Below are 17,856 nucleotides of genomic sequence, written 5' to 3' on the forward strand. Positions count from 1 at the left end.
CAGAAGTGAAACGCCGTAGCGCCGATGGTAGTGTGGGGTCTCCCCATGCGAGAGTAGGGAACTGCCAGGCATCCAATTAAGACCAATAGGTCATGACCACACCCTTGACACGGTGCGGGAGAAACAAGCAAAGTAGCAGTGCTGCTTTGAGACAGAATCGGTGGAGCGGTAGTTCAGTTGGTTAGAATACCTGCCTGTCACGCAGGGGGTCGCGGGTTCGAGCCCCGTCCGTTCCGCCACTTATTAAGAGAAACCCATGCTAGAAATAGCATGGGTTTTTTGCTTTGGGAAAATTCTTCCTAAAACACCGCTTTTAAAGCCATTATTTTTCCCTGCAGACTGATATCATTATGGATAGTCATCCATAAATGAGGGATAGCTTCAGCGTGCGAAAAAAGACATTTGCTATGCGTTATACAGCAGGTCAACCTGCAGAACAGGTCTTCCCACCGGAGCTGCAATTTCCGTTCGTCCATTGCTTACCGGAAGGGGCATTACTTCCAGATTATAAAAATCTGAAAGTCTTGGTATGGAATATCTTTAAGCAGCAACGTGCTGAGTGGCAGTCAGTGATCACTGATTTCGGTAAAGATAGCCATTTAGTTATGCTACAAGAAGCGCAGACGACGCCAGAACTAGTCACTTTTGCAACGTGCCATTTTATTGCAGTTGACCAAGTCCCTGCTTTATCCTTTCCTCAACATCCTTCTGGGGTCATGACACTAGCGAAAAGCGCCCCGATTTTCTGTTGCCCACTTCGTGAGCGTGAGCCTTTACTGCGCTTAGCTAAATCAGCTTTGATTACCGTCTATCCCATGCCCAACGGCCAAATGCTTATGGCAGTGAATATGCATGCGGTTAATTTTAGTTTAGGGATAGAAGTCTATCGCAAGCAATTGGCGACAGTAGGCGAACATATGCAACACCATTGTGGCCCGATACTCATGGCTGGCGACTTTAATGCGTGGAGCCAGCCTCGCAGCAAGGCTCTATATCACTTCGTTCATAAGCATCATCTAAAAGAAGTGCATTTTGATCATGACCATCGCAGGACGGCTTTTGGTCGTCCTCTCGATTTTATTTTTTATCGAGGAATGTCTATCGAGAATGCACGAGTATTAAAAACAGAAGCCTCGGACCACAATCCGTTACTAGCAGAATTTAGTTTTACCTAAAGAGTGACTGAGCATGAACTACTTTGATGGCCACAATGATCTCTTGCTTAACCTATGGTTAAATTATCCAGATAATCCTGGCGCTTTCTTCGAAAATATTAATGGGCATCTCGATTTTCCGCGTATACAACAGGCTGGCCTGATGGCTGGCTTCTTTGCGATTTTTATTCCACCTAAGCATTACATTGCCGAAAAATATCCCCGTCACACTAAAAAGCTTGAAAACCCTCTCGAGGTGATGTGGGAACAACTCTCCATCTTAACAACCTTGATTAAGCAGTCTGATGGCAAAATGAAACTTTGCACTACTGCAGCAGAGTTGCATCAAGCTAAGAAAGATCAAGTGTTTGCTGTGATTGCGCACATTGAAGGTGCGGAGGCATTGGCTTTAGACAGTCACGCCCTCGACGCGTTTTATCAAGCGGGCGTTAGAAGCGTAGGGCCTTTTTGGAATACTGCCAATGCTTATGGGGAAGGGGTAACGGGCGCTTTTCCTGGCACACCTGACAGTGGACCTGGTCTCACCTCGGCTGGAAAAGATCTTATTGCTCAGCTCGTAGCAAAAAAAATGGTGATTGATTGTTCTCATATGAATGAGAAAACCTTCTGGGAAGTTGCCGAACTCAGTAACCAACCGCTTATCGCTACTCACTCATCGGTTCATCAACTTTGTGCACAACCCCGTAACCTAACAGACCAACAATTGATAGCGCTCCGTGATAGCGGAGGTGTCGTGGGAATAAACTTTGGCAATGCTTTTGTCCGTCCCGATGGCGCACGTAATGAAGAGACAGACTTAGACATATTAGCCGACCATTTCTGTTATGTCGCTGAACTGATTGGTGATGAACATCTCGCTTTGGGATCTGACTTTGATGGTGTATCGGTCCCAAAAGCACTTGGTGACGTCACCGGTCTCCCTTTGCTGGCTGAGCGGCTTAGACTGCGAGGATTTACCGCTGAAAGCTTAGAGAAAATAATGCATGGAAACTGGCTAAGGGTACTGGAACGCACCTGGGGTCAATAATGATGATTAATTTTGGTTTAGTGTTGACCTTGGAGAAACATTAGCGCAACATTTACTCCCCCAAGGTAATCTATGATTACCTAGATGATAATAATGAGGATAACACTATGTGGAAAAAACCAGAATTTGAAGATATGCGTTTAGGTATGGAAATTACTCTGTACATCTCTAACCGCTAAGCAACACATCTATGCCCGTATACCAGTACGGGCATCTTCCTCTCTCTAAATCGACACTTCTATGTTTATCAAAGTATTAGGCTCTGCCGCCGGTGGTGGTTTTCCTCAATGGAATTGTAATTGTGCCAATTGTCAGGGCGTCAGAGAAGGCTCTATCCCCGCGCGACCTCGTACACAATCCTCGATATTGATTAGTGACAATCGGCAAGATTGGGTATTGTGTAATGCTTCTCCAGACATCTCCGAGCAAATTCGTCATACCCCGGAGTTTGTTAAACACGGTCATCTCCGTGGCACCACGGTAGGCGATATCATTCTTACCGACAGCCAAATAGATCACAGTACGGGGCTATTAAGCCTGCGTGAAGGCTGCCCCCACCGTGTATGGTGTACTGCAGAAGTTCATGAAGATCTTTCGACGGGGTTTCCAATTTTTCCGATGCTAACGCATTGGAATGGGGGGTTATTGCATCAGCCGATTGTGCCGATGGAACCTTTTAAAACCCGCGTATGTACGCAACTACGCTTTACGCCAATCCCGATCATCAGTAATGCGCCCCCTTATTCTCCTTGGCGTGATAAGCCCTTACCGGGCCATAATGTGGCACTCTATATTGAAGATGAATCCACCGGTAAAAGCGTATTGTATGCTCCGGGCTTGGGCGAACCCGATGACGTTATTTTGCCTTGGCTACAAAAAGCCGATTGCTTACTGATTGATGGGACCGTCTGGCAGGATAATGAGCTGGTGACAACCGGTGTGGGACGTAATACTGGCAAAGCGATGGGCCATTTAGCCCTTTCCGAAGAGAAAGGCATGCTAGCAATGCTGGCAACTCTCAAAGCTCAGCGCAAAATTCTAATTCATATTAATAATACTAACCCAATACTTAATGAGTCCTCCCCGGAAAGAGCAAGCCTTGATAAGGCGGGTATCGAAGTGAGTTGGGATGGTATGGAAATCACGTTGGGAGAATAAAATGCATATTAGCGAAACGCTAACACCAGAAGCTTTTGAACAGGCCCTACGCGATAAAGGGGCTTATTATCATATCCATCACCCTTACCACATTGCTATGCATAACGGGCAAGCAACAAAACAACAAATTCAGGGATGGGTAGCCAATCGTTTTTACTATCAAACAAATATTCCGTTGAAAGATGCTGCCATTATGGCGAACTGTCCTGATCCCAGCGTAAGACGTCAATGGGTACAACGTATTCTTGACCACGATGGTGATGGAGAGAGTGAAGGGGGCATTGAGGCTTGGCTACAGTTAGGCGAAGCCGTTGGCTTAACGCGAGAAGCGTTGCTCTCTGAACAACATGTATTGCCTGGGGTACGCTTCGCGGTCGACGCTTATGTGAATTTCGCGCGTCGAGCTAACTGGCAGGAAGCCGCGTGCAGTTCGTTAACTGAACTTTTTGCGCCGCAAATCCATCAATCTCGATTAGATAGCTGGCCGCAGCACTACCCTTGGATCAAGGAAGATGGCTATTTTTATTTCCGTAGTCGTCTGGGGCAAGCTCGGCGAGACGTCGAGCATGGGCTATCCTTAGCCTTAGAGATTTTCGATACGGCCGAAAAACAGACGCGTATGTTGGAGATCTTACAATTTAAGCTCGATATCTTATGGACCATGCTAGATGCAATGACCATGGCTTATAGTTTAGATCGTGCCCCTTATCACACAGTGACGGACCAACCGGTTTGGCACACGACGCGTTTGGTGTAAATGATGATGACTTTATCAGCAGTACCTTGTTTCCGCCGTGGTTATCGCATGCAATGGGAAGAGTCTCAACAACAGCATGTGATCCTCTACCCTGAGGGGATGGCTAAACTCAATGAGTCGGCAGCCATGATTTTAGCGTTAGTTGACGGTGTCGCCAGTGTCGACCTCATCATAGAGAAACTCAATACACGCTTTCCTGATGCGGGGGGCGTAGATGAGGATGTTATCGATTTTCTTCAGGCGGCTTACCGTCAAAAATGGATTCTACTGAACGATGCAAAGTAATCCAGAAATTAAAGCACCGCTATGGTTGCTGGCTGAACTGACATACCGCTGCCCGTTACAATGCCCTTATTGTTCGAATCCCTTGGATTTTGCTAGAGCAAAAGAAGAGCTAACTACCGCGCAATGGATCGACGTTTTCAAGCAAGCCCGTGCGATGGGCAGTGTCCAGCTTGGATTTTCAGGGGGCGAGCCGCTGACGCGTAAGGATTTGCCTGAGCTTATCGCGGCAGCACGCGAACTCGGTTTTTATACCAATCTGATTACCTCTGGAATTGGCCTCACCGCAAAAAAATTGGATCTGTTTGCCGAAGCCGGTTTGGATCATATCCAAATCAGTTTCCAAGCCAGCGATGAAACGTTGAACGCTGCCTTGGCAGGATCCAAAAAAGCTTTCACCCAGAAGCTTGAGATGGCTAAAGCGGTCAAAGCCCATGGTTATCCCATGGTACTGAACTTTGTCTTACATCGGCACAATATCGATCAGATCGATCGGATCATTGAACTCTGTATTGAGCTCGAAGCCGATGATGTTGAACTGGCGACTTGCCAATTCTATGGTTGGGCGCAACTCAATCGAGAAGGATTGCTACCGACCAGAAAACAGATTGCCGATGCTGAAAAGGTGGTTGCCTCGTATCGAGAGAAAATGGCTGCTTCAGGTAATTTGACTAACCTCATCTTTGTCACGCCAGATTATTATGAAGAGCGTCCTAAAGCCTGTATGGGCGGCTGGGGGGCTATTTTTATGAATGTCACGCCGGATGGCAAAGCCTTACCCTGTCACAGCGCACGTCAGCTACCGATTGACTTTCCATCGGTACTTGAACATCGTCTTGACGATATTTGGTACAATTCTTTTGGCTTCAATCGTTACCGTGGTTACGACTGGATGCCAGAGCCTTGTCGCTCTTGCGATGAAAAAGAGAAAGACTTCGGTGGATGCCGTTGCCAAGCCTATATGTTAACGGGTAATGCCGATAATGCTGATCCGGTATGCAGCAAGTCTGCTCACCACGGAAAAATTCTTGCTGCCAGAGAAGAAGCGAATCATTGCCAGATGACCATCGAGCAGCTGCAGTTCCGGCACCAGCGTAATTCCGAGTTAATTTTTAAAACGTCGGTATAGGCATGGGGAAAATCGCTGAGGCTCGCCGCTACTGCTTATCCTCAGGACCTGAGGTGAATATCGAGCAGATTCCTCATCTGCAGCGCGCGGCAGTGGTTTGGATTTTTCCCGTCGGTAGCCATCAGGAGCCAAAGGAGTGGCCGGGGTTAGCTCATCTTTCCGAGCATATGGTTTTTTCAGGGGGGGAGCAGTTTCTTGAACAACAGCGCCTGATGCCTTGGGTTCAACAGCATGGTGGGCGACTCAATGCAACCACTCAACAGAACTATACCGCTTACTACTTTGAAGTTGATCCCGCTGATCTTCGACAAGGCCTACTGCGTCTAAAAGACATGCTGACTGCTCCGCGCTTTGCGGCGGCGGATCTTTTACGTGAAACTGCTGTCATTGACGAAGAGTTTCGACTTTATTCTCGTTCGCCCCATGCGCTAGCCAGCGCAGCCCTCCACAGTCAAGTTGAGCATCCGTCAGCCTTTGCCGAGTTTCATATTGGTAATGCAAAGGCTTTTGGCAACGATATGACTGCGTTAGGGGCAGCACTGGAACATTTTTACACTCAAGGCTATGCCCTGGAGCGTAGCCAAGTATGGATAGCGTCACCGCTTAGCTGCCAGCAGCAATACGACGAGGTAGCGGATTGCTTTGCATTACCCGATACGCCATCCGCCATCGATTCGCAGCCCGTCAGTCGAGTTGTAGAGAGCGCTGCGATTGGTTGGCAGAATTGGCAAGGCGAAATTGGTCTAGCCAAACAGGCTGGATTAGGGATAACGCAGGTTATTGAGATGAGTCGCTTGAGCGATTGGCCGATATTGGTTGAACTGATGACCGATACCGCACCGGGATCGCTATGCCAGGTGATTAGTCGGAAACTTGGGCATCATCTCTCAGTTAGGGTTGAGCGCCATTATCATGATAATCAACAAATTTTCTTTACGTTATGGTTTGAGGGCGCTGACTTTTCTGAAGAGGATGCACAACGAAGTTTAGCTCTCTGGCAGCAGTGGCGTATAGCAGCCTCACAACTTTCTACTCCCCAGTTCGCTCATTATCGGCAACTCGCGCAAACAGAAGCGCGACGATTACCGGCTATGGAGTTCCTTCGCGAACACGCCTTAGGCTTTATATTTGCGACGTCGACAGAAAATGAATTAATCCCTACACCTCTACAACAAGCGCTGTCGTCCATTAATTGTTTTGCATTACTGCGGAGTCGACAGGAGTCTGCCATTCAAACCGTTGAATGCCAGGGACTTACTTGTCAATTTCAAGTCTCTCCCCTTGTGATAAGGGGCATGACTAATGACCATGATGCGTTTATCTTCTACCCGCAACCTCGTGTAACGTCTAAAGACGTCCTACCGATAACAGGCAGTGGTTGTCATGTGCCGCTCCATTACGGTTATGAGCCGAAGGGGGGAGTAAGTCTGCTATTACGCCCTGCCGCAGGGGCCGCCATCTCTGACGAAGTACGAGCGATTCTCACCCAGTCCCTATCGCCTGTATTGAGTCTTGTGAGACATGCTGCGGGAAAAGTTATTTGGCAGCAGGTTAACGGTAATGATTTACTTTTTATCCGTTTTGAACAGTCTGCCGATCTTCAAGAATGTGTAGCAAACATCATTGAATATTGGCCGAGCGAACTTCCGGCCAGCTCGATTGGCGGCTATGGCTCTTTATCGCTTAGGGAGCTCTTACAGAATGTGCCAAGCCTCTTGGCTGAGAAGCTTGACCGATGGATGGTTCACTTTAGTGGTCTGACGCAACCTGATGCTGAGATCTTACATGGGATGCTCAGTAACCTTCCTCTCAGCTGGCAGAGATTCCAGGTGGACAAACTGCCTCTTCAGCAAAATAGAGTTTATCGGGCGCCAGAGAGTGACTCAGCGACGATAGTGGCTTTTATTCCCTATCCTCTGACTTCGTATCAATCATTACTGGTTTACCAACAGTTAGCTGCTTACTACGAAAGCGCTTTTTATCACCAACTGCGGGAAGTAGAGGCCGTGGGCTATGCCGTTGCTTGCCGCCAGCGTGTCTACCGTGATCGGTGGGGATTACAGATAATCTTACAATCTTCGCATCTTTCTACGCAGCAACTGTACGAACGGGTAGGGGAATTCTTTCAGCGATTGACGCTACCTGAGAAAGGATTAACCGTCCAGACAGACGTTGCGGGTGAAAGCAGTGGCGATGAAGAACTTGACCGCTATTTACGCGCTCATCTTTCTCTTGAAACCGGTAAGCAGAACGATAATGATCAGGAATTTACCCTAGCGAGGGGACATAGAGCGCTTATCGAAAGAGTAAAAGATAAACAGGGTGGCTGGATTTTCATTGAATAAAAAAAAGCTGTTCAGAAAGAACAGCTTTTTTCAGTCTATATTACGAGTTATTAACGAATAACGTCAGTTTCTTACCTGGTTGCAGCGATTGTTCATCTCGCGTCAAACTTCCATTCCAACGAAGAACATCTTTGATGTTAACGCCGTGACGCTCTGCGATGCTGGAAAGAGAATCACCCTTACGAATCTTATAGGTGATGCTGTTTCCATTATCAGCCAGTTGTTGCCTGCTGTTTTTATCTTGACCGCCTAGCTCTAAGGTCTGACCAATGCGTACCTGTGCAGTACGTAAATTGTTCATCGACTTTAAGGCTTTAACGCTCAATCCGTGTTTTGCTGCTATAGTTGATAGGGTATCACCCGATCGAACCTTATAACGTGAAACTGAACTCGTTGCTGCCACTGCCATAGGTTGCACAGCTTGAATATCGTCGGTCGCTAACGAATCTTTCAGCCTCACGACATGCGATTTCGGTACCATCACATACTGCGGTCCACTCGGCGCTGTTGTACCGCGCTTGTAGCCAGCATTAAAACTTTTAAGCCGTCCCACAGGAATTCCTGTCATTGAGGCGACTTGGGTTAAGTTAATCTGCTTACCGATGTTCACCTTCGCTAAGGCTCGGCCGGTATTGGCTTTAGGTAACTTAATCCCGTACTGTTTTGGATTCTTGATCAGCTGGCTCAACGCCAACATTTTCGGAATATAAACAGTCGTTTCTTTAGGCAGAGATAAGTTCCAGAAATCGGTCGGCTTACCCCGTGCTCTATTAGCCTTCATTGCGTTCAGAACTCGACCTTCACCGCTATTATACGCTGCAACAGTGAGCAGCCAATCGCCATGAAACATCTTGTTCAGACGCTGTAACATATTCAGCGCAACGGTCGTTGAAGCAACAATATCGCGTCTTCCATCGTACCACTGCGTCTGTTTCAATCCGTAATTTCGCCCCGTGCTTGCTACGATTTGCCAAATACCAGCCGCGTTAGCATTGGATGTTGCATGGGGGTCAAAAGCACTCTCCACTATAGGTAAAAGTACCAGCTCCATCGGCATCTTTCGTTTCTGTATCTGGTCGACAATCCAGTACATATACGGTTCTGCTTGAGCAGTTACCTCGTGGAGATAACTCTTATCCTTCAAATACTTCAGTTTTTGTTCGCGGATCCGAGGGTTGTTCGGAACCTTCATCTTCAACTTGTCGCTAATGGTTTCCCAGAGATCACTATTTTGTGCGGTTGCATTCCCATCATCCTGCCAATGGGGAGACAACATGCGCGCTCCGAGATTCCCATCACTTCCCTGACTCGCTGAAGACAGACTCTGTGCATGTTGCTCAGGCTCGCCCGCATCACTCCCTGATACATGGCAACTGAACAACAAGACTGAGGCGAGAAATATCGCTTTAGTCTTCATATAAGTTCATTGATTGATTAAAAGACAGGCAATGATACGTGAGCATGCCGCCTAACACAACCCTAAACTTACCCCCGGTCTTTTAGACGCCGTAACGCTGCGAAACGCTGTGCAGGGGTGGTCAGTGTGGGATCATCTTCAAAGCATGCGATAATCTCCGGTCGATCAGTCATTAAGAAGACATTGATCAATCGCTCCGTTTCCAACGTAGTGGGCAGGGTTATTTGATGATTTTCGCGTAATTTTTTTACTTTGTTACGATAATCACTCACCATCGGATCCTGTGGTAAGAGACGATGCGCGAAGTCCAAATTTGAGAGCGTATATTCGTGGGCACAACACACCAGCGTTTCATCGGGTAGCTGATTTAACCGACTCAACGAGGTAAACATTTGGTCGGCGGTTCCTTCAAAGAGGCGTCCACAGCCACCGGAGAAAAGTGTATCGCCGCAGAATAGATAGGGCTTAGCGTAATAGACGATATGGCCTAAAGTGTGGCCAGGGGTGGCGATAACCGTAAAGGTATGATTGAGGAGTTCGAGGCTATCTCCTTCCTCGACTTGTTGGGTCGCCCCTTTGCTAAGCGTCTCTTGGGGGCCATACACCGGTACTGAGGGATAGTGGCGACTAAGCGCATCAACGCCACCAGTGTGATCAGCATGATGATGGGTCAGCAAAATAGCGTCAAGTTTCCAATTGTGTTGAGCGATAGCGTCTAAAACCGGTTGAGTTTCTCCGGGATCGACAATGATCGCCCGTTTATTGTCATCGATCAAAGCCCAGATATAATTATCTTCTAATGCGGGCAGGGCTGTTAGTGTTAAGCTCATAAAGATTCCTTTGTCATCCAACCAGTGATTACTTAATGAAGATTGTAAAAATCAGTCGTTCTCTTTCCAGCCCTTCGCAGTGGCATGAGTTGCGGTGGGGCCGACAGTTCCAGACGCTAGTCAGTGATGAGATACAACCTTGGTTAAGTAAACTCTATGGTTCGCATTTCATTAAGATTGGGCCGCTAAGCCACTCTATCGATACTAGTCGCTGCGCGATAAGCCATCAAGTGAGGATCGGTAATGATGTCACTCGAGTGGATCTCGTCGGTGATAAAGAAAAACTCCCCGTAATGAGTAAATCGATTGATGCTTGTCTAATCACTCATGCTTTAGCATGGAGTAAAGATCCCCATCAGGTGTTACGAGAGGTCGATCGGGTATTAGTCGATGATGGATGGATGATATTGTCGGAATTCAACCCGTTTAGTTTACTAGGGCTGGTGCGCGCATGGCCAGGGCTAGTGAACAAGGCCCGTTTTTATCCCAAAAGCCGGTTAATTGATTGGCTAAGTTTGTTGAATTACGAAATTGTCAGTTACCGTGCGACACAACTCCTCCCTTGGCGTTCACAGACTGGAATATTGACCCGCCACTTTCCAAGCCTCGGTTGTAATCATCTTATCTTGGCGCGAAAGCGGACCTATCCTCTCACCCTAGCGAAAAAAAGGGCTTCAGCTCAGGGGGCCCGCTTACGACCAGCCGTGAATGTGAGTCGCCAAATTTGCTCACTGGGCGATCATCACGAAGCGGATAAATAACCGTTGTCGGGGAGGGTAGGGTGGCCTGCAGCTTGACGGGCTAATTCGTCACAACGCTCGTTTTCTGGGTGTCCAGCATGGCCTTTTACCCACATCCAGTGGATAGTATGATCTTTCAATGCCAAATCGAGTCGCTGCCATAAGTCGACATTCTTCACCGGCTTCTTATCCGCCGTTTTCCATCCGCGTTTCTTCCAGTTGTGGATCCATTGCGTGATACCTTGACGAACATACTGGCTATCCGTGGTGAGTGTCACGTCGCAGGGCTGTGACAGCGCCTCCAACGCGATAATCGCCGCAAGTAATTCCATGCGATTATTCGTGGTGAGATGATAGCCCTCACTGAATTCTTTGGTATGTTGGCCATAGCGGAGAATCGCCGCATATCCCCCTGGTCCTGGATTACCTAAGCAGGAGCCATCGGTGAAAACTTCTACCTGTTTACGCATATCTGGTAGACTTCCTTGGGTAAAACGGTAAGTTTATCGGAATGAGAGCTATGAGCACAGTAAAAAACCGCCAGATAGTCCTTGATACTGAAACAACGGGCATGAATATGGTCGGCGTACATTATGAAGGTCATCGAATCATCGAGATTGGTGCCGTTGAGGTCATCAATCGTCGTTTAACGGGAAATAATTTCCACGTTTATATCAAACCGGATCGGTTAGTAGACCCTGAAGCATTTGGTGTCCACGGTATCTCTGACGAGTTCTTAAGTGATAAGCCTTCCTTTGCCGATATTGCGCAGGAATTTCTTGATTATATCAAAGGGGCCGAACTGATCATCCATAACGCGCCCTTCGATATTGGCTTTATGGATTACGAATTCGACAAGCTCAAGCAGGGCATTGGCCATACCAGCGAGTTTTGCGCCATTACTGATAGTTTGGTGATGGCTCGTAAACAGTTTCCCGGAAAACGAAACAGCTTAGATGCGTTATGTGGCCGATTCGATATCGATAATACGAAACGAACGTTGCACGGCGCATTACTCGATGCGGAGATCCTTGCCGACGTTTACCTTTCGATGACCGGTGGACAAACGACCTTGACCTTTAGCGGCGAGACGGAACAATCGACAGATTCGGGTTTGCTCGCCCAGCACCGAACTGCGCAAGCATCGGGGCAACTTCGTGTAATAAGCGCAACGGAAAGCGAACAGACTGAGCACGAAGCCTACTTGGATCGAATCATGAAAAAATCGGGCCAGTGCCTGTGGCGCTGATGTGCTGATCGAAAAAGAAGCAAACGAACGTTGTGCGTCATAATAATTATTGACGAAAATCAGCAACCTGATTAGTATACGCAGCGTTCCCGACGGGGGACAAGCGCGGAGCGGTAGTTCAGTTGGTTAGAATACCTGCCTGTCACGCAGGGGGTCGCGGGTTCGAGCCCCGTCCGTTCCGCCAAAATTTAGGCCCAAGTTAGCTTGCTAACTTGGGCTTTTCCGTTTTTATCTTCCGTTAACATTCCGCTAATCCTTTTAGTCAGTATCTTTCCTCTACTGTTTTTTCTCTATCCACCCCGCATTATCACTGGCTTTAGCTTTAAATTTGGGCGAAATGACCTTTTTCTCAGCAGTTAGAATGTAAACTGCCGCAGTTTAACTTTTATCCCTAATATTCGTGTGACCATACTCCCATATCTGTAATACCATTCTACCTTTCGCCCAGCATTTATGAACAAGATGCTGTGGTTTGCCTTTGGCTTTTGGAAATTATTATTCATACAGGAAAACTATGGACAAAAACTTTATAAAAAAGCACCTACTCTGGTTATTGGTTGCTTTAGTTGGCGCAGGGTGTCTCGGGGTTGTTGCTCTTCGCCGAGGAGAAAGTATCAGCGCATTATGGCTCGTGATTGCAGCCATCTCGGTCTATCTTGTTGCTTATCGCTACTACAGTCTTTATATCTCGCGCAATGTTCTTGGCCTTGACGCAACGCGTGCCACCCCCGCTTTTGTTAATGGTGATGGCTTAAACTATGTTCCGACCAACCGCTATGTTCTCTTCGGACACCATTTCGCCGCAATTGCTGGCGCTGGGCCTTTAGTGGGTCCGGTATTGGCGGCACAGATGGGCTATTTACCTGGGACGCTCTGGTTATTAGCCGGAGTCGTTGTTGCGGGAGCGGTGCAAGACTTTATGGTGTTGTTCATCTCGAGTCGGCGCAATGGTAATTCGTTAGGTGAAATGGTCAAGCAAGAGATGGGTGCCATTCCTGGGTTTCTAGCGCTGTTTGGCTGTTTCCTGATAATGATCATCATCCTAGCAGTCCTTGCTCTTATCGTCGTTAAAGCACTTGCTGAAAGCCCATGGGGCGTCTTTACCGTCTGCTCAACATTACCTATAGCGCTATTTATGGGTATTTATATGAGGTTTATTCGCCCAGGACGGGTGGGTGAAGTGTCGATAATCGGGGGGATATTATTGCTTCTGGCTATCTGGGCTGGTGGTGTAATTGCTCACGACCCTTATTGGGGACCGGCACTCACGTTTAAAGACACTACGATAACCTGGGCATTGATTGGCTATGCGTTTGTCTCTGCTCTATTACCGGTCTGGTTGATTCTTGCACCACGAGACTATTTGGCCACCTTCTTAAAAATTGGGGTAATTGTCGGGTTAGCAATCGGGATTATCATTCTTCATCCTCAGTTAAAAATGCCGGCAGTCACGCAATTTATCAGTGGTAATGGTCCAGTATGGAAAGGCGCGCTTTTTCCTTTCTTATTTATCACCATTGCCTGTGGTGCGGTATCCGGTTTCCACGCCTTAATTTCCAGTGGTACCACACCTAAATTGCTGGCTAATGAAACAGACGCGCGATTTATTGGTTATGGCGCTATGTTGATGGAATCATTCGTTGCATTGATGGCATTAGTCTCCGCCGCGATTATTGAGCCAGGCTTATATTTTGCAATGAATACGCCCCCGGCTGGATTGGGTATTACCATGCCTAACCTTCATGAGCTGGGCGGAGATAACGCGGCACTGATCATGCAGCAACTGCAAGCTGCGACGGCACAAGCCGCAGCCAAAGTAAGTAGCTGGGGCTTTGTGATCTCTCCAGAAACTATTCAGCATACGGCGGCGGCAATCGGCGAACCTTCTGTTCTGAATCGTGCAGGCGGCGCACCAACGCTGGCTGTGGGGATTGCCATGGTGTTCCATACCATCATTCCTGTAATTGATATGGGATTTTGGTATCACTTCGGAATACTGTTCGAAGCACTGTTTATTTTAACTGCGTTAGATGCAGGTACGCGTGCTGGCCGCTTTATGCTGCAAGACTTACTGGGTAACTTTATCCCGAGTCTTAAAAATACCAACTCTTTGCTTGCAGGGATATTAGGTACAGCAGGATGTGTTGGGCTATGGGGATACTTACTGTACCAGGGGGTCGTTGATCCTCTGGGTGGCGTGAAAAGCCTCTGGCCACTGTTCGGTATTTCAAACCAGATGCTCGCCGCGGTCGCACTGGTACTGGTGGCGGTGATCCTCGCAAAAATGAAGCGGGACCGCTATATATGGGTACCCATTGTTCCTGCTGTATGGTTGATGATCTGTACCACTTGGGCCTTAGTCTTGAAACTTTTCAGCGATAACCCGCAAGCAGAAGGGTTTTTCTATATGGCACGGCTCTACCGCCAAAAAATTGCAGAGGGAACCGGCTCGGTGGCGTCAGATCAGCTTGCTAATTGGCAACACATTGTCGTCAACAACTATACCAATGCTGGATTGAGTATTCTCTTTCTCGTCGTAGTTTACGGTATTGTCGCCTATGGCATCAAAGTTTGGTGGCAGGCTACTCGTCAACCTCAGCGCACCGATCTGGAAACAGCGTATGTTGAGCTAGATCCCGATGTCGTGAAGAAAACGATGTCATCTGGTTCTCATCATTAAAACATAGGTAACTAAAAGATGATTTTCCGCCAATTACGACAGATCAAAAAATGCTTGGCGCAGGCAGGTAATATGTTGGTAGGAATTCCTGATTATGAGCACTATGTGCAGCATATGCAGCTCAAACATCCTGACAGCCCAGTGATGAGTTATGAAGATTTTTTTCGTGAACGTCAGCAAGCAAGATATGCAGGAAAGGGGAAGGGAGGCATGCGCTGTTGCTAAAAAGAAAGGAGCCGTTGAGGCTCCTTCTTATTATGATTGCGGCTGGCCTACTGGGCCTGAACCGACTGGGCCACCAGGTACTGATTGACCACTAGGGGCTACAGGACGACCATTTTCCAGTGCACTACTTTCATGGCGTTGGCAACCCGCTAGAGCTGTCATGGCAACAACGACCAACAATCCTTTTGAAATCATATTCATGCTTTCCGACCTCTTATTATGGGATAGTGATAAGGGTGATGTCTTAAGCCTAGAAAAGAATTCGCCACTCTGCCAGATTTATCTTAATAAATATAAAGACCTATTCAGAGGATAAGCCTGATTGGGATACACTTGCGCATCAAACCACTCTTTTTGAAGTAGCTGAGCATGAAATTGACCCCACTCATCCTAAGTTGCGTGGCACTCTTTATTAGCCCGTACTCCTTTGCACAATGGCCACCTGAGGCAGGTGCAAAAGTTCCCGGTAATACCCTCGAGTTACCGACAACGTTAAAGCCTCTCTCCGTTCCGCTGGATAAACTGCTTAATGAAGGAGCCACACTCATCACCGCTCAGCGCGATACTAACGGACCGCCGGTCACGTTAAAAAAAGGTAAGCACTATATTATGTGTACCGTGGTAGGCGCGGGCAGTGGTGGTGATCAAAATATCGCCACCTCACGCTGCTATGAAATGAACTAAGGCTCACCGCATTGCTAACTATTCGTTCTGGACAAAACGTGTGGCGGAGAAACAGTTTAAGATTTTATGCATCACGAACGTCACAACTAAGGTCGCAAGGAGTGACACAGTGACCGAGGTCAATCGGTAGAGGTCGTTGAAAACAATGTCATTGTTAGGATGCATATACTGTCCAAAGATAAGCCCGAGCGTCGTGAGAATGGAAAAACCGACGCCGGATCCCACCTTCTCAAACACGTGCACTCGGGCGGCCAGAATCAATGCCAAACTCACCAAGGGTAAAAGCAGCAGCAAATGGCGGCTAAAGTCATACATAATCAGCTGAATAATTAGCGCAAACATACAGCCGACAATCACCCCTACTATGCGCCAAGTGGCCGAAAGAATGGCTCCCCGATAGTGCATGGGAAAGAGCGCGAAAATCCCGGCCATCAGCGCTGCTAACGAATCGCTTAAGGTATACACCTGAAATATCACGAACAGCAGTGTGGCTATAACGGATGCGAGTAAGGTCTCGTGCATAATCCGAGAACTGCTTTTATCAATAGGTGCAGGGCGCTGACGCGGTTCTGTGTCGGGGAAAATAAAGCAGGCCACCGCAGAGAGTACTACTGCTAGTAAACTGCCGACGATATTGGAAAACATCAGATCATTCATATCCGTCGTGGCGTAACTGAGGAAGTCAGGCATCACACTTAGACAAATAACGCCCATCGATCCAAAAAGGAAGAGGGGGCCGCGACTCATTAGATAAAAGCGCAAGGTATAGAGTATGAAAACGGCCAACGTCATGGGCAGAGGGTAATTAACCAAGAAGGTAAATAGAAGCAGCATCTCTACACAATTGATGATAGCGTTCGCCACCATTTGACGAGCAATATGTAGATTAAACATCGGCACCAGCCCCGTCAGCATGATGGGGTAGACGACGTAAAATACGCCATATTGCGTATCTATCCAGCTGTGGAGAATAATCCCATGCTACCGGCAAAAGTGATGCGCAGCATATGCCGCAGATCATTGCCGGATAGAGGTTTATATTTCGCCGGATACTTACGTTCTAAAAGTCGACTAATAAAAATAGTGTAAGAGACTTATCAGGCGGATTTGTAGACGGCCTAAGAAAGACGACACGCCATTACCACTGTTATACAGCTGAACCGTTGCTCTAGCACCCGCCGGGAGGTCGATGTGTTGGTCAGGATCCAAAGCTAAGTGGATACGCATACGCGGACCCAACGGTTCGATTCTTGGGGCGCAGCCAGATAACCATTGATATCTTGTTGGCCAGCCATGACGCCTGCATCACGGCTGGCAACGGTTGCTTTGAAAACTTGTCCAGGTAGCGCATCGAAGACGATCTCTGCGGCGGTACCAACATGGGTCTTTGTAAGACTCTTTTCACGGAAATCGGTGATGATATCAGGGGTCGTATTGACCAGCGCCATCGAGGCGACCCCTGCATTAGCATACCAACCTTCTTTTAATTGCAGATTACTGACTACGCCATCACTGTCTGCACGTACTTTGGTGTAATTAAGGTTAAGGTTAGCCTCCTCAAGCATATTCTGATACTTCTGCAAGGTGACGTTATTGCTGTCTCGGCTACCACGAGAAATGATTAATTGATTTAAGGTTGCGTTCAAATTTTCAACTGTCTGTAATCCCGTCTGCCAAGTGGTATAAGCGGTATCGAGGGCTTGGCGCGAGATTAGCTGGTTATGGTCTAGAGCATGGTAGCGTTGATAATCCCGTCCAGCATTTTGAGCATCGAGTTGTGCGGCTCGGATTTTGGCACGCGTTGCACTGATCTGTGCATCTATTTGTTGATTATCCAGAGTCGCTTGTTGATAAGCGATACGTGCAGACTCGACTTGGTTTTGGTAGGGGCGAGGATCAATTTCATATAACAGATCCCCTTTTTTCACCTGGCGATTGTTGGTGACATAGATATGCGTGACATAACCCGGCGCTCTGGACGACACTGGGGTGACGACGCGCATCACGGTAGACTCTGGTGTTTGAGGAAACCAAATATCGGCAACCAAAAAGTAGCCAAACATGGCAGCAAAGATAATTAGCGTAAATTTCACCCAACGAGAAAATTGTTGTTCTGGGGTCATAATCGTTTACTCGCATTCCACAGAGGGACTATTAA

Annotated in this window: 17 protein-coding genes, 2 tRNA genes and 2 pseudogenes; 15 read left to right on the top strand and 6 right to left on the bottom strand. The window is 47.6% G+C overall.

The window, feature by feature from the left end:
* Positions 1 to 162 precede the first annotated feature (162 nt).
* The 9 genes from HGT71_RS05425 (at position 163) to HGT71_RS05465 (ending at position 7,873) form a co-directional block, all read left to right on the top strand.
* Positions 163 to 239: transfer RNA gene (locus HGT71_RS05425), tRNA-Asp, on the top strand.
* Between the two features lie 147 nt (positions 240 to 386).
* Entirely contained in the window at positions 387 to 1,175 is a 789-nt protein-coding gene (locus tag HGT71_RS05430; RefSeq protein WP_214216930.1) for an endonuclease/exonuclease/phosphatase family protein, read from the top strand.
* A 13-nt stretch (positions 1,176 to 1,188) separates the two neighbouring features.
* Positions 1,189 to 2,202 (top strand): dipeptidase, encoded by a 1,014-nt coding sequence (locus tag HGT71_RS05435; protein ID WP_214216931.1) that lies wholly within the window; start codon positions 1,189 to 1,191, stop codon positions 2,200 to 2,202.
* 107 nt (positions 2,203 to 2,309) lie between these two features.
* Positions 2,310 to 2,381, top strand: coding sequence for a pyrroloquinoline quinone precursor peptide PqqA (gene pqqA / locus HGT71_RS05440; protein WP_099823985.1), 72 nt, complete (start codon positions 2,310 to 2,312; stop codon positions 2,379 to 2,381).
* Positions 2,382 to 2,442: 61 nt separating this feature from the next.
* A complete protein-coding gene (pqqB, locus tag HGT71_RS05445) occupies positions 2,443 to 3,360 on the top strand; it encodes a pyrroloquinoline quinone biosynthesis protein PqqB (RefSeq protein WP_214216932.1) in 918 nt (305 codons plus the stop codon).
* A gap of 1 nt (position 3,361) precedes the next feature.
* A complete protein-coding gene (gene pqqC / locus HGT71_RS05450) occupies positions 3,362 to 4,117 on the top strand; it encodes a pyrroloquinoline-quinone synthase PqqC (protein ID WP_048911586.1) in 756 nt (251 codons plus the stop codon).
* A 6-nt stretch (positions 4,118 to 4,123) separates the two neighbouring features.
* A complete protein-coding gene (gene pqqD, locus HGT71_RS05455) occupies positions 4,124 to 4,402 on the top strand; it encodes a pyrroloquinoline quinone biosynthesis peptide chaperone PqqD (protein ID WP_048911594.1) in 279 nt (92 codons plus the stop codon).
* Positions 4,392 to 5,528, top strand: a complete 1,137-nt coding sequence (gene pqqE, locus HGT71_RS05460; RefSeq protein WP_214216933.1) for a pyrroloquinoline quinone biosynthesis protein PqqE — start codon at positions 4,392 to 4,394, stop codon at positions 5,526 to 5,528. The genes pqqD and pqqE overlap by 11 nt, the downstream gene beginning before the upstream one ends.
* A 2-nt stretch (positions 5,529 to 5,530) precedes the next feature.
* Positions 5,531 to 7,873, top strand: a complete 2,343-nt coding sequence (locus HGT71_RS05465) for an insulinase family protein (RefSeq protein WP_214216934.1) — start codon at positions 5,531 to 5,533, stop codon at positions 7,871 to 7,873.
* 40 nt (positions 7,874 to 7,913) lie between these two features.
* Here the strand turns inward: HGT71_RS05465 and mltD are convergent, their stop codons facing one another.
* Both mltD and gloB read right to left on the bottom strand, forming a co-directional pair.
* Positions 7,914 to 9,290, bottom strand: coding sequence for a murein transglycosylase D (mltD, locus tag HGT71_RS05470; protein ID WP_214216935.1), 1,377 nt, complete (start codon positions 9,288 to 9,290; stop codon positions 7,914 to 7,916).
* A 68-nt stretch (positions 9,291 to 9,358) separates the two neighbouring features.
* On the bottom strand, positions 9,359 to 10,120 hold the full coding sequence (gene gloB / locus HGT71_RS05475; protein WP_214216936.1) for a hydroxyacylglutathione hydrolase: 762 nt from the start codon (positions 10,118 to 10,120) through the stop codon (positions 9,359 to 9,361).
* Between the two features lie 35 nt (positions 10,121 to 10,155).
* Between gloB and HGT71_RS05480 the strand changes: the two genes are divergently transcribed.
* Positions 10,156 to 10,881, top strand: a complete 726-nt coding sequence (locus HGT71_RS05480) for a class I SAM-dependent methyltransferase (protein WP_214216937.1) — start codon at positions 10,156 to 10,158, stop codon at positions 10,879 to 10,881.
* On the opposite strand, the gene rnhA is transcribed toward HGT71_RS05480, so the two are convergent.
* Entirely contained in the window at positions 10,863 to 11,330 is a 468-nt protein-coding gene (rnhA, locus tag HGT71_RS05485) for a ribonuclease HI (RefSeq protein ID WP_099823970.1), read from the bottom strand. The two genes, HGT71_RS05480 and rnhA, sit on opposite strands and share 19 nt — an antisense overlap.
* Positions 11,331 to 11,380: 50 nt before the next feature.
* Between rnhA and dnaQ the strand changes: the two genes are divergently transcribed.
* The 4 genes from dnaQ to HGT71_RS05505 all read left to right on the top strand — a co-directional run bounded on the left by dnaQ (position 11,381) and on the right by HGT71_RS05505 (position 15,014).
* Positions 11,381 to 12,109, top strand: coding sequence for a DNA polymerase III subunit epsilon (gene dnaQ / locus HGT71_RS05490; protein ID WP_048911593.1), 729 nt, complete (start codon positions 11,381 to 11,383; stop codon positions 12,107 to 12,109).
* 107 nt (positions 12,110 to 12,216) lie between these two features.
* A tRNA-Asp gene (locus HGT71_RS05495) sits at positions 12,217 to 12,293 on the top strand.
* Between the two features lie 330 nt (positions 12,294 to 12,623).
* Positions 12,624 to 14,789: a carbon starvation CstA family protein gene (locus HGT71_RS05500; protein WP_214216938.1), complete on the top strand. Its 2,166-nt coding sequence runs from the start codon at positions 12,624 to 12,626 to the stop codon at positions 14,787 to 14,789.
* A gap of 21 nt (positions 14,790 to 14,810) precedes the next feature.
* Positions 14,811 to 15,014, top strand: coding sequence for a YbdD/YjiX family protein (locus tag HGT71_RS05505; protein ID WP_048913658.1), 204 nt, complete (start codon positions 14,811 to 14,813; stop codon positions 15,012 to 15,014).
* Between the two features lie 30 nt (positions 15,015 to 15,044).
* On the opposite strand, the gene HGT71_RS05510 is transcribed toward HGT71_RS05505, so the two are convergent.
* A complete protein-coding gene (locus HGT71_RS05510; protein ID WP_168174371.1) occupies positions 15,045 to 15,215 on the bottom strand; it encodes a hypothetical protein in 171 nt (56 codons plus the stop codon).
* A 168-nt stretch (positions 15,216 to 15,383) separates the two neighbouring features.
* Between HGT71_RS05510 and HGT71_RS05515 the strand changes: the two genes are divergently transcribed.
* Positions 15,384 to 15,698 (top strand): hypothetical protein, encoded by a 315-nt coding sequence (locus tag HGT71_RS05515; RefSeq protein ID WP_214216939.1) that lies wholly within the window; start codon positions 15,384 to 15,386, stop codon positions 15,696 to 15,698.
* Between the two features lie 18 nt (positions 15,699 to 15,716).
* Here HGT71_RS05515 and HGT71_RS05520 read toward each other — a convergent pair.
* Positions 15,717 to 16,780, bottom strand: a pseudogene (locus HGT71_RS05520) (DUF2955 domain-containing protein).
* Positions 16,770 to 17,824: pseudogene (locus HGT71_RS05525) on the bottom strand (HlyD family secretion protein). Before HGT71_RS05525 ends, HGT71_RS05520 begins: the two co-directional pseudogenes overlap by 11 nt.
* Between the last annotated feature and the right edge of the window lie 32 nt (positions 17,825 to 17,856).

Source organism: Rosenbergiella epipactidis, assembly GCF_018494055.1.
In the GTDB taxonomy this organism is placed as follows: domain Bacteria; phylum Pseudomonadota; class Gammaproteobacteria; order Enterobacterales; family Enterobacteriaceae; genus Rosenbergiella; species Rosenbergiella epipactidis.

What these genes read in the sequence shown, in the direction of transcription:
- HGT71_RS05435 (WP_214216931.1), top strand. Translation starts at nt 1,189, where the DNA reads ATGAACTACTTTGATGGCCACAATGATCTCTTGCTTAACCTATGGTTA.
- HGT71_RS05480 (WP_214216937.1), top strand. Translation starts at nt 10,156, where the DNA reads ATGAAGATTGTAAAAATCAGTCGTTCTCTTTCCAGCCCTTCGCAGTGG.
- HGT71_RS05515 (WP_214216939.1), top strand. Translation starts at nt 15,384, where the DNA reads ATGAAATTGACCCCACTCATCCTAAGTTGCGTGGCACTCTTTATTAGC.
- gloB (WP_214216936.1), bottom strand. Translation starts at nt 10,120, where the DNA reads ATGAGCTTAACACTAACAGCCCTGCCCGCATTAGAAGATAATTATATC.
- pqqE (WP_214216933.1), top strand. Translation starts at nt 4,392, where the DNA reads ATGCAAAGTAATCCAGAAATTAAAGCACCGCTATGGTTGCTGGCTGAA.
- dnaQ (WP_048911593.1), top strand. Translation starts at nt 11,381, where the DNA reads ATGAGCACAGTAAAAAACCGCCAGATAGTCCTTGATACTGAAACAACG.
- pqqC (WP_048911586.1), top strand. Translation starts at nt 3,362, where the DNA reads ATGCATATTAGCGAAACGCTAACACCAGAAGCTTTTGAACAGGCCCTA.
- pqqD (WP_048911594.1), top strand. Translation starts at nt 4,124, where the DNA reads ATGACTTTATCAGCAGTACCTTGTTTCCGCCGTGGTTATCGCATGCAA.
- HGT71_RS05500 (WP_214216938.1), top strand. Translation starts at nt 12,624, where the DNA reads ATGGACAAAAACTTTATAAAAAAGCACCTACTCTGGTTATTGGTTGCT.
- pqqB (WP_214216932.1), top strand. Translation starts at nt 2,443, where the DNA reads ATGTTTATCAAAGTATTAGGCTCTGCCGCCGGTGGTGGTTTTCCTCAA.
- HGT71_RS05465 (WP_214216934.1), top strand. Translation starts at nt 5,531, where the DNA reads ATGGGGAAAATCGCTGAGGCTCGCCGCTACTGCTTATCCTCAGGACCT.
- mltD (WP_214216935.1), bottom strand. Translation starts at nt 9,290, where the DNA reads ATGAAGACTAAAGCGATATTTCTCGCCTCAGTCTTGTTGTTCAGTTGC.
- HGT71_RS05510 (WP_168174371.1), bottom strand. Translation starts at nt 15,215, where the DNA reads ATGAATATGATTTCAAAAGGATTGTTGGTCGTTGTTGCCATGACAGCT.
- rnhA (WP_099823970.1), bottom strand. Translation starts at nt 11,330, where the DNA reads ATGCGTAAACAGGTAGAAGTTTTCACCGATGGCTCCTGCTTAGGTAAT.